Source organism: Tumebacillus sp. BK434 (assembly GCF_004340785.1).
Taxonomy (GTDB): Bacteria; Bacillota; Bacilli; order Tumebacillales; family Tumebacillaceae; genus Tumebacillus_A.
Genome location: NZ_SLXS01000016.1, coordinates 1 through 10,953, shown reverse-complemented (window position 1 = coordinate 10,953; position 10,953 = coordinate 1). Strand labels below are relative to the sequence as shown.

The following is a 10,953-nucleotide window of genomic DNA, read 5'->3' as shown; positions in this document are numbered from 1 at the left end:
TAAATTAAGCGAGCGCTCCCCCGTTGAGTACCGGAAAGCGCTCGCTGCATAATACGTGTCCTTTATTACTGTCTACTTGACGGGGCTACGACCAAAGAGCTGACGGCTTTTCCTGTTGTGGGCCGCTCAGGCCGGGTTAGCAGCCACCTTGCCCGTATCCATCAGTACCGCCCACCGGTACGAACAGGAAGAACAGAACGAAGATGATCAGAAACACAACCGCCCAATGCGTGTATGCGCCAAATACTCCGTACATCGTTGTATCCCCCTTTCCGCTGGTGATACTGTATCCTATGGCGCGGAAAGGGGATGCGCAGCGGCGCTCGCCTATGCGCCGCGATTAATTTTGCTCCTGTTCCCGGTCGCGGATGCGAATGAACGGACTGAGCAGCGCAAAGATCAACGTGCCGAGCAAGACGCGCACCCACCAGGATACACCGAAACCGCTCAAGACGAGGTTGATCAGGATCAGCGTGGCAAACATCAGAACCAGGTTTCCGGCACGAACCATACCCCATCTCCTTTCTTGGCATTTTCCGAACTTGCCTGCCTACTAGGTCTATGAGGTGAACCAGACGATTATGTCTGGAAAATCGTAGTATTGAAAAAATGGATGCATCTTGGTATAAAAATGTATGTACAATTTGTTTTTAAATACTTGTTAATCGGAGGAGTTACAATGAAGAAGTTCTGGCTGTCCCTTGCAGTCGTTGCAGCGGCTGCACTGGCGGCGCAAACAGGCTCTGCGCAAGTTGCCGATCCCGGTCCGATCGACCCGTGGGTCAACATCAGCGCCTCTTACTAAAAAAACGAGCGCACTTATGCGCTCGTTTCTTTTATGGCCGCTTCTAACAGCGTCATCCCCAGATGCAGATCGGCCGACGTGACGATCAGCGGCGGCAGCAGGCGCAGGGTGGTCTCCCCGGCCGACAGCACCAGCAGCCCTTTTTCGAGGCACTTGCTGACCAGCGGGCCCACCGGGCGGTCGAACACGAGCCCTTGCAGCAAGCCCTGTCCGCGCACCTCGACGATCGCAGGATCTGTTGCCGCCAGCTGCTGCAGACGCGCCCGCAACTCCTCGCCCATCTGTACCGCGTGGGCCAGCAGCCCTTCCTCCTCGATCGCGGTCAGCACGGCCAGCGCCGCCGCCATCGCCAGCGGATTGCCCCCGAACGTCGACCCGTGCGTGCCCGGCGCAAATGCGGCTGCCACCTCTTCCCGGGCCAGCATCGCGCCGACCGGCACGCCGTTGCCCAGCCCTTTGGCCAGCGTCATGATGTCGGGCAGCACCCCGGCCGCCTGACAAGCAAACAGGTGCCCGGTGCGACCGATCCCCGTCTGCACCTCATCGAACAGCAGCAGAATCCCCTTGGCATCGCACAGCTCGCGCAGCCCCTGCAGGAACTCCGCCCCGAGCGGCAGCACGCCGCCTTCGCCTTGCACCGGCTCGACCAGCACGGCGCAGGTCGACTCGCCGATCGCCGCCTCGATTTTATCCAAATCCTTTTCTACATACTGAAAGCCCGGCATCAGCGGCGCGAACCCTTCCTGATACTTCGGCTTGCACGTCGCCGACACCGTCGCCAGCGTCCGGCCGTGGAAGGAGTCGTGCAAGGTGAGGATCTCATACTTGTGCGCGCCGTGCTTCAGTTGGCTGTAGCGGCGGGCCAGCTTGATCGCCGCTTCATTCGCCTCCGCCCCCGAGTTGCAAAAAAACGCCTTGGAAAGCCCCGACAGCTCGGCCAGTTTGCCCGCGACCTGCTCCTGCAGCGGGATCTCGTACAGATTGGACGTGTGCAGCAGCGTCCCCGCCTGTTCCTGCAGCGCGGCCGTCACTTTGGGATGGGCATGGCCGAGGTTTGTCACGGCGATCCCGCTCGTAAAGTCGAGATATTCACGCCCTTCGACGTCCCACAGCTTGCACCCTGCCCCTTTGGCGAACGCGACCGGCAGCCGGGCGTAGTTGTTCATCAGGCTGGTCATCTTCATCCTCCCCTTCTCCTTGGCACCCGCTCTAGCGGTGCACCAGCGTCCCCACGCCGCGCTCCGTAAAGATCTCCAAGAGCAGCGCATGCGGTTCTTTGCCGTTCAAAATGTGCACTTGCGCCGCTCCGCCGTGCAGGGCGGCCAGACAGGCTTCCACTTTCGGCACCATGCCGCCTTGGATCGTGCCGTCTGCGAGCAGCGCATCCACTTCCTCCGGCGTCACTTGGTTGATCAGTTGTCCTGCTTTCAGGATGCCGGGCACGTCGGTCAGCAAGATCAGCTTTTCCGCGCCGAGCGCGGCGGCGATCGCTCCGGCCGCGCTGTCGGCGTTGATGTTGTAGCGCGCCCCCTGCTCATCGCTGCCCAGCGGCGCGATGACCGGCAGAAAGCCATTTTGCAAAAGCGCTTGAATCGGCTCGGTCTGCACCGCCTGCACCACGCCGACACGCCCCAAGTCGCCCTTTTCATGGGTCAACTGCTCAGCGGTGAGCAGGCCGCCGTCGACGCCGGTCAGCCCGACCGCTTTGCAGCCGCCTGCGTTAAAAGCCGCGACGAGCTGCTGGTTGACGAGGCCGCCCAGCACCATCTCCACCACTTCCAGCGTCGTCTCATCGGTCACGCGCAGTCCGTCGACAAACTGCGCCTGATGCCCGAGCCGGTCGAGCAACCGGGTGATCGCTTTGCCGCCGCCGTGTACGACGACCGGGTAGAGGCCGACCTGTTTCAGCCAGATGATGTCGAGGATCACCGGGTCGATCTCGCCGCTGTCCGGCTCGATCGAGGAACCGCCGTATTTGATCACGACGATCTTCCCGGCGAACTTCTGAATGTAGGGCAGGGCTTCGAGCAACACGTTCGCTTTTTCCGCCGGGGTCAGATTTTCCGTCTGGGTCTTGTTCGTCATCGCTTTGCGCCCCCTTACGTCCGGTAGCTGGCGTTGATGCGCACGTAGTCGTAGGTCAAGTCGCAGCCGTACGCCGTCGCCGTGGCGTCGCCGAGGTTGAGGTCGACGGTGATCTGCACGGTGTCGCCTTGGAGATGCGCTTTCGCCGCTGCTTCATCGAACAGGAGCCCCATGCCGTTTTGCGCCACTTGCACGTCGCCGAGCCAGATGTTCACGCGCGCCGGATCGAACGGGATGCCGGAATAGCCGACCGCCGCCAGAATGCGCCCCCAGTTGGCATCGGCGCCGAAGACGGCCGTTTTGACCAAGGAGGAGCCGACGACCTTTTTCGCCGCTTGGACGGCCAGGCTGGTGCTGACCGCACCATTGACTTGCACTTCGACCAGTTTCGTCGCGCCTTCGCCGTCGCGGGCGATGTCTTTGGCCAGCTTTTCCGAGACATGGCGGAACGCGGCCGCAAATTCGGACCACTCCGGATGCTCCGGGGTCAGGGTCTGATTGTCGGCGAGGCCGTTCGCCAGCACCAGCACCATGTCGTTGGTCGAGGTGTCGCCGTCGACGGTGATGCAGTTGTAGGTCTGGTCGGTCGTCTGGCGCAACAGGGTCTGCAGCGCCGCCGGATCGACTTTGGCATCGGTGGTGACAAAGGCGAGCATCGTCGCCATGTTCGGGTGGATCATCCCCGACCCTTTCGCCACGCCGCCGATCGTCACCGTCTTGCCGTCGATGGTCAACTGCACAGCGATCTGCTTGGTGCAGGTGTCGGTGGTCAGCATCGCTTCCGCAAACGCTTCGCCGCCCTCCGCAGACACACCGGCTGCCGCTTGCGTGATGCCTTGCTTGAGCGCTTCCATCGGCATCGGCACCCCGATCACGCCGGTCGACGCGATGGCGACCGCATGTGCGGGCAGGCCGAGCGCTTGGGCGGTGTGGCGCTGCATCTCTTGGGCGTCCGCATCGCCTTGCACGCCGGTGCAGGCGTTGGCGTTGCCGGAGTTGACGATAATTGCCTGCAGGTAGGGCAGCGCTTGCAACTGCTGTTCATTTTGCGTGACACAGGCAGCGCGTACGGCGTTCAGCGTAAACACCCCGGCAGCGGCGGCCGGCACGGTGGAGAGCAGCAGCCCGACGTCCTTTTTCTTGCGTTTGATTCCGGCATGCAGCCCGCTCGCCTGAAACCCAAGCGGGGTCGTGACCGACCCTTCTGCCAGCACGGTATAGGCGGCTTGTTTTATCATCATGTTCACGTTGCAGTTCCCCCTTGTTGTTTTAGAAATAGACGGGCGCATGCAGCAGCCCGGTCGTTTGCGGCAGGCCGCAGAGCAGGTTGGCGTTTTGGATCGCTTGCCCGGCCGCGCCTTTGATCAAGTTGTCGATCACGCCGATCACCGTCACGCGGCCGGTGCGCGGGTCGACCCGCAGGCCGATGTCGCAAAAGTTGCTGGCGCTGACGTCTTTGGTCGCCGGCATCTGTCCGTTTGCACGGATGCGGACAAACGGCCGATCTTGGTACGTCTCTTTATAGATGGCAAGCACGTCTTCGGTCGACAGGTCCTGGGTCAGCTTGGCGTACGACGTCGTCATGATCCCGCGCGTCATCGGCACGAGATGCGTCGTGAAGGACAAGGTGACTTTTTCCCCGTGATGCTGGCTCAGCACGCCTTCAATCTCCGGGATGTGCTGGTGGACGCCGACTTTGTATGCTTTGAAATTCTCATTCACTTCTGCAAAATGCGTGCCCGGCGACAACGCTTTGCCCGCGCCGGAGACGCCCGATTTGGCGTCGACGATCAAGGTGTCCGCGTCGATCAGCCCGTGCTGTACGAGCGGAAGCAGAGACAAAAGCGTCGCCGTCGGATAGCAGCCGGGATTGGCGATCAGGTGGGCGGCGGCGATTTGCTCTGCATAAAATTCCGGCAGGCCGTATACGGCCTGTGACAGCACCTCGGGGGTCGGCGGCGTTTTTTGATACCATGCTGCGTAGTCCGTTTGGGACAAGCGATGGTCGCCTGCGAGGTCGATCACTTTCAGCCCCGCCGCCAGCAGGTCGGGCACCAGTGCGGTGGACAGCCCGGACGGCAAGGCGAGAAACGCCAGATCCGCCTCCGCGGCCAGCTCGACCGCATCTGCCCGCTGCAGCGGTTGCTGCACCAGCCCTTGCAGGTGCGGGTAGACGTCGCTTAACATCGCGCCTGTCTGCGAGTCGGACGTGACGGTCGTCACGTTCAGCTCCGGGTGCTGCATCAACAGCCGCACCACTTCCAATCCTGTATATCCGGTCGCGCCGATCACGGCAACGTTCATCTCTCTTCACCTCGTATGATTCGCTCTGAACTTTCTTCGTTCTACAATATGAATTATTATACATACATATGCATAAGTACGCAACCAAAAGGTTGATTGACAAGGGACAGGGCGGCTTTTACTGTAAGAGATAGAAAAGACATGCAACAAGAGGAGGGAAATGCGATGAACGGCATGTTGCCGATCGCAACGCCGGAGCTGGCGCTGCGAGTGGAATCTGCGGAGCACGTGGGGCTCGTGAAGCGTATGGAAGCCTTTCTGACCGATGCGGCCTATCGGGGTCGTGTGGCGGTGCAGCCTTTCGGGAGCGGGACGGCGCTGATCCATCAGGAGCACCCGGCCGGATTTTTTAATAAGGTGATCGGGCTGACCGAAGCGGATGTTGAGCTGCTGCCAGAGATCATCGCACACTATGCGGCGTATGCGACACCTTGCCGCGTGAAGACCAATCCGGTGCTGGCGACGCCGAAGCTGTTGGCTGCGCTGGCTGAGCACGGCTTTGTGGCGGAGGACTTCGGCACGTCGTCGATGTACGGGCTGGCGACAGAAGAGATTCCGGCGCTGCCGGACGGGGTGACGGTGCAAAAGCTGGCGTTTGAGGAGATCGGCCTGTTTGCCATGACCTATACGGAGGCGATGGGCTTGCCGGCAGAGCGGGCGGACGCGATCGCGCACAGCAACCGGCTGATCGCAGCAAACAACCCTGACTACCACTATTACCTCGCGTTGGTGGACGGGGTTCCGGCAAGTGTGGCGATGATGTTCCTCCATGATCGGATGGGCTCGCTGTGCACAGCCGCCACGTTTCCGCAGTATCGCGGGCGCGGCTTGCAGCAGGCGCTGATCTACCGGCGGATGCAAGATGCGGCGCGCTTGGGCTGTGACCTCGTCGTCAGCCAGGCGGCTTACAACAGCTCCAGCCATCGGAACATGCTGCGCTGCGGCATGGCGGTGGCGTTCAGTGATCTGGTGTTTCTCAAGCAGTAATAAAAGCCGTCAGCAGTTAGGACCTGCTGACGGCTTTTTTAGTTGTCCGGGTCGTATTGGAAGGCGGGCAGTCGATACAGTTTCGATACCACCATGCCTTCGACGATGGACGCTTCGATTTTGACCGGTGCTTCATACGAATTGACAAATCGGAAATCAAGTTCCGGATAGGAGACGGTCGCATCTTGCCCAGGCGGAACATAGCCGACCGGCAAGCTGTGCGTGTAGCGCTCGACGATGCCAAGCCCGGCGCGGAGCACCGAGTTGTACAGCGTGGACGACACCTGGCAGATCCCGCCGCCGTAGCCCTGTTCGAATTTCTTGCCGATGATCACCGTCGCCAGCTGCCAGCCGCCGGCGGGGTCATTGGAGTCGCCGAGCGTGTTGTTGAATGACAGCTCTTCCCCCGGCAACAGGATGCGCCCGTTTAGCTTGCCGTTGGCGAGCATGATGTTTTTCACCCGCCCTTCGGCGCTGTGCCCGGCCAGCGAGGTCTGAAACGAGCCGACCAGTTCGCCGGTGGCTGCGGGCAGTTGCTGCAGATACGCTTGGTATTGGTCGTGGATCGCGCGCTGTGTGTGGTTGTCTTGCGGCGTGAGCATCACGGTTTCAACGGGGACAAATTTTTCATCTTCCGGTCGGATCGGCTGCGGCCGGACCGGGGCTGACGTTTGCGGCGGAGCGGTGGCTGCTTCGGCCGGCTGCACGACCGGTTTGGAAAAGCCTCCTGCCTGCCAATACGCGCCCGTTACGGCGGCCGCCGTCAGCAGACCTGTCACGGTGAATGTCAGCACCCACCGTCTCTTTTTCTTCCTCTTGTTCACCCTGCACCCCTCCATCTCCATCACTATATGGAAAGACGTGGAAGTGCATGTCTAAGTTACAAGGCGTTCGCCAAATTGTCAAAAAGCAAACAACCCATGCGTTTGCAAGCGCATGGGTTGTTAGGTATGTGATCGTATGCTGTGATCGTAGGGGTTCTGTTAGTCTACAACTTTAATGGCGGTCGACATGGTGCTGTGGCCGGTACCGCAGGACACGGTGCAGACCAGTTTCAGCTCGCCCGCTTTTTCCGGGGTGAAGGTGACGGTCTCCGTCTTGCCCGGCGGGATGTTCTTGATCTTCGCATCTGCGCCCATGACGGTCAGGCCGTGCAGACCTTCTTTGCCGGTGACGACGAGTTTTACCGGTTGGCCGACTTTGACTTCGGTCTTGTCGAGTTCCCATTTCCAGTTGGATGCGGTCACGTTGACCACTTGCTCGTTGCCGGTTGCCGTTTCGGTGTTCTTATTGGTATCGGTGGAACCAGAGTTGTTTTGTTCAGTGGAGTTGTTCGTGTTGTCTGCTGCCTTCTCATCGGAACCGCAGCCGGTCATGATCATGCCGAATGCGACAGCCGTCGCAGCAATCAATGCAATTTTTTTCATATTGCTTACGCCTCCTTTATTTACAATCTCATCATACACCTTTTACCTGGGGTCAGGTATGACATTTCGCACACCAAGAGTGAACGATTTGTGAAGAAGATCACAAGTGGAAAAACCGCCGTCACGACTGGCGTGACGGCGGTTGGGGTGCCTGTTCTGTTCGTGGTTCTGTTGGCAGAATATTGGCAGTTGTTTACAAAACTTTGTTGACGTGATCGATCACGTTTTCGACGGTAAAGCCATACTCGGCGATCACCCGGTCGCCCGGTGCCGAAGCCCCAAACGTTTCGATGCCGATCACCACGCCGTTGTCGCCGACATAGCGCTCCCAGCCGAAGGTGGTGCCCATTTCGATGCCGACGCGCGCTTTGACGGACGGCGGAAGCACGGAGTCTTTGTAGTCTTTGGACTGCTTGTTGAACAACTCCATGCTCGGCATGGAGACGACGCGCACTGCGATGCCCTTTTCGGCGAGCGCTTGCTGCGCCTTGACCGCCAGCGCCACTTCGGAGCCGGTGGCGATCAGGATCACCTGAGGCTGGCCGTTGGCAGCGTCGGAGAGGACGTACGCGCCTTTGCTCAGGCTCTCACGCGCTTTTTCTGCGGTGCCTTGGAGGATGGGCAGCTTCTGGCGGGTCAGCACCATCGCGACCGGCGCATCCGTTTGCGACAGGGCAAAGCGGTACGCTTCCATCGTTTCGTTGGCATCGGCCGGGCGGAGCGTGACGAGGCCCGGGATGACGCGCATCGCGGCGAGATGCTCGACCGGCTCGTGGGTCGGGCCGTCTTCGCCGACCGCGATCGAGTCGTGGGTCAGGACGTAGATCACCGGCTGCTTCATCAGCGCGGAGAGGCGTACGGCCGGGCGCAGGTAGTCGGAGAACACGAAGAAGGTGCCGCCGTACGGACGCACGCCGCCATGCACGGACATGCCGTTCATCGCCGCTGCCATTGCGAACTCGCGCACGCCAAACCAGATGTTGCGGCCGGCGTAGTTGTTCTGATCGAAGACCGGGTAGTCTTTCAGCGTCGTGTTGTTCGAGCCCGCCAGGTCGGCCGAGCCGCCGAAGAGGGACGGGAGGCTCTTCGCGATCGCGTTGAGCGCAGCGCCCGATGCTTCGCGCGTCGCCAGTTGCGGTGCGTCCGGCTGGTAGACCGGGATGTGCTGATCCCAGCCTGCAGGCAGTTCGTGTTTCATCGCCTGCGTGAGCTGTTGCGCCAGTTCCGGGTAGGCTTGTTCGTAGCTTGCGAAGCGTTCGTTCCACTCCGCCTCTTTTTGGCTGCCTGCCGCCTGTACGGAGCGGAAGTGTTCGCTGACTTCGGACGGCACGTGGAACGGCTCGTGCGGCCAGCCGTAGACTTCTTTGGTCAGGCGGGCTTCTTCTTCACCGAGCGGTGCGCCGTGGACTTTGTTCGTGCCGGCGCGGTTCGGAGAGCCGTGGCCGATGATCGTGCGGATCTCGATCAGGGTCGGGTGCTGTTTGTCCGCTTGGGCTTCGCGGATCGCCTGGCCGATCGCAGCGATGTCGGTGCCGTCTTCGACGCGGAGGTACTGCCAGCCCATCGATTCGAAGCGCATCTTCACATTTTCCGTGAAGGCCATGGAGAGCTGGCCGTCGAGGGAGATGTCGTTCGAATCGTAGAGCACGACGAGCTTGCCAAGGCCGAGATGGCCGGCCATGGAGATCGCTTCGGAAGCCACACCTTCCATCAGGTCACCGTCGCCGCAGAGGGCGTAGGTGAAGTGGTCGATGATCTCATGGCCTTCGCGGTTGTAGGTCGCGGCGAGGTGCGCTTCTGCCATCGCCATGCCGACCGACATCGCGATGCCTTGTCCGAGCGGACCGGTGGTCGCTTCCACGCCAGCGGTGTGGCCGAATTCCGGATGGCCCGGCGTTTTGCTGCCCCATTGGCGGAAGTTCTTCAGCTCTTCGATTTCCAGACCATAGCCGGTCAGGTGCAGCATGCTGTAGAGCAGTGCGGAGCCGTGGCCGGCCGAGAGGATGAAGCGGTCGCGGTCGATCCAAGCCGGGTTGGCCGGGTTATGTCTCAAGTGTTTGGTCCACAGTTCGTAGGTCATCGGCGCAGCGCCCATCGGCAGACCCGGGTGGCCGGATTTTGCCTTTTCGATCATGTCGATCGACAGCGTGCGGATCGCGTTGATTGCAAGTTGCTCAATGTTTGCAGTCATTAGGAAACCCCTTCCTTGAACCTGTTATGTAATGCACAGACTGCACACGCAAGTACCTCTAGTATGTGTATCCGGCATGCAGGCTAGCTTGGTGATTCTTTCCTCATCAGCCAGTGTAACAGAGTGTCCATACCCTGTAAAGAATCAGGGCCTCCGCTGTTGATGCTGTGCGGAGGCCCTGTTCTCATGTGGTTTAGCCTTGCGATTGTTCATTGCGGGCGCTCGGGAAGGTCGGCATGTCGCCGTCGGTCAGGATCGCCTTGACTTGTTGCGGCACGGGGATGTTCGGATAGTTGATCGGCTCCTCGAACTCCGCCCAGCTCAGATTGACCATCAGGAGCAGAAAGCGGCGGCCCGTCTTCGGATCGCTCAAGATGATATGGTCACGACCTGCCGTTTCGACGCGGCCACGGAAGACGACCGAATTCCACTCTTTGCTGCCTTCGACCGTATAGTAGAAGGTGCCGATTTTCCCTTTGTTGAAGCGGAGGATGTTTTCGATATAGGATTCCTCGGCGACCGCTGGAGCACCTACTTGAAATCCGCCGGGTGCGGCGCCGGTCATGCCGGGCTGCGGGACCATAGCGGGTTGCTGCACCAGGCCCGGCTGTTGCAGGAACGGTTGTTGCATCAGACCTGGCTGGTACATCGGCATCTTCGTCGGTTGCATCAAAGGCTGGCCGCCCTTTGGGCCCACATATGGATTCTGTATTTGCCGAAAGTCATCATCACAGCAATTGTAGTACAAAACCATTCATCTCCTTTTCGAAGCAAAATTCTCCCGAACGTTACACCTACATGGTATATCCGTCTATGGGTTTTTGTGACAACAAAAAAGACCCGATCTGCGTAAGATCGGATCTTTCTCTATTGCCTAGCGACGTCCTACTCTCCCAGGACCCTGCGGTCCAAGTACCATCGGCTCTGTGGAGCTTAACTTCTGTGTTCGGGATGGGAACAGGTGTGGCCTCCACGACATTGCCACTAGATATGGGGTGTTCCCCAAAAACTGAATAGCGAATAGTGAGTGTAGACTTACTTAGGATAAGCCCTCGACCTATTAGTACTGGTCAGCTGCACGCCTCACGGCGCTTCCACCTCCAGCCTATCAACCTTGTCTTCTACAAGGGGTCTTACCACGTTGACCGTGTGGG

The 10,953-nt window shown here is 60.0% G+C and carries 11 protein-coding genes and 2 rRNA genes; 2 read left to right on the top strand and 11 right to left on the bottom strand.

Going from position 1 to position 10,953, the window contains the following annotated elements:
* Positions 1-340: 340 nt before the first annotated feature.
* Positions 341-511, bottom strand: coding sequence for a hypothetical protein (locus EV586_RS21280; RefSeq protein WP_165898729.1), 171 nt, complete (start codon positions 509-511; stop codon positions 341-343).
* A gap of 168 nt (positions 512-679) precedes the next feature.
* On the opposite strand from EV586_RS21280, the gene EV586_RS21690 reads away from it, so the two are divergent.
* On the top strand, positions 680-805 hold the full coding sequence (locus EV586_RS21690; protein ID WP_279388317.1) for a hypothetical protein: 126 nt from the start codon (positions 680-682) through the stop codon (positions 803-805).
* 14 nt (positions 806-819) lie between these two features.
* Here the strand turns inward: EV586_RS21690 and EV586_RS20270 are convergent, their stop codons facing one another.
* From EV586_RS20270 to argC, 4 genes are read right to left on the bottom strand one after another with little or no spacing between them, the layout of a single operon-like run.
* The gene (locus EV586_RS20270; protein WP_243653106.1) at positions 820-1,989 is read right to left on the bottom strand and encodes an aspartate aminotransferase family protein; all 1,170 of its coding nucleotides are present in this window, start codon (positions 1,987-1,989) and stop codon (positions 820-822) included.
* A gap of 25 nt (positions 1,990-2,014) precedes the next feature.
* Complete coding sequence (gene argB, locus EV586_RS20265; protein ID WP_132946887.1) at positions 2,015-2,890, bottom strand: acetylglutamate kinase; 876 nt, start codon at positions 2,888-2,890, stop codon at positions 2,015-2,017.
* Positions 2,891-2,904: 14 nt separating this feature from the next.
* Positions 2,905-4,131 (bottom strand): bifunctional glutamate N-acetyltransferase/amino-acid acetyltransferase ArgJ, encoded by a 1,227-nt coding sequence (gene argJ, locus EV586_RS20260; RefSeq protein WP_132946889.1) that lies wholly within the window; start codon positions 4,129-4,131, stop codon positions 2,905-2,907.
* Between the two features lie 28 nt (positions 4,132-4,159).
* The gene (gene argC / locus EV586_RS20255) at positions 4,160-5,194 is read right to left on the bottom strand and encodes an N-acetyl-gamma-glutamyl-phosphate reductase (RefSeq protein ID WP_132946886.1); all 1,035 of its coding nucleotides are present in this window, start codon (positions 5,192-5,194) and stop codon (positions 4,160-4,162) included.
* Between the two features lie 165 nt (positions 5,195-5,359).
* Here argC and EV586_RS20250 point away from each other — a divergent pair, with 165 nt between their 5' ends.
* Positions 5,360-6,181, top strand: coding sequence for a GNAT family N-acetyltransferase (locus EV586_RS20250; protein WP_132946885.1), 822 nt, complete (start codon positions 5,360-5,362; stop codon positions 6,179-6,181).
* Positions 6,182-6,219: 38 nt separating this feature from the next.
* Here the strand turns inward: EV586_RS20250 and EV586_RS20245 are convergent, their stop codons facing one another.
* The 6 genes from EV586_RS20245 to EV586_RS20220 all read right to left on the bottom strand — a co-directional run.
* The gene (locus tag EV586_RS20245) at positions 6,220-7,005 is read right to left on the bottom strand and encodes a VanW family protein (RefSeq protein WP_243653105.1); all 786 of its coding nucleotides are present in this window, start codon (positions 7,003-7,005) and stop codon (positions 6,220-6,222) included.
* A 159-nt stretch (positions 7,006-7,164) separates the two neighbouring features.
* Positions 7,165-7,608: a cupredoxin domain-containing protein gene (locus EV586_RS20240; protein ID WP_132946884.1), complete on the bottom strand. Its 444-nt coding sequence runs from the start codon at positions 7,606-7,608 to the stop codon at positions 7,165-7,167.
* 193 nt (positions 7,609-7,801) lie between these two features.
* Positions 7,802-9,799, bottom strand: coding sequence for a transketolase (gene tkt / locus EV586_RS20235; protein WP_132946883.1), 1,998 nt, complete (start codon positions 9,797-9,799; stop codon positions 7,802-7,804).
* A gap of 193 nt (positions 9,800-9,992) precedes the next feature.
* Positions 9,993-10,469, bottom strand: a complete 477-nt coding sequence (gene gerQ / locus EV586_RS20230) for a spore coat protein GerQ (protein WP_132946882.1) — start codon at positions 10,467-10,469, stop codon at positions 9,993-9,995.
* Between the two features lie 202 nt (positions 10,470-10,671).
* A 5S ribosomal RNA gene (gene rrf / locus EV586_RS20225) occupies positions 10,672-10,788 on the bottom strand.
* 51 nt (positions 10,789-10,839) lie between these two features.
* Positions 10,840-10,953: ribosomal RNA gene (locus EV586_RS20220) — 23S ribosomal RNA — on the bottom strand; the annotation flags it as partial.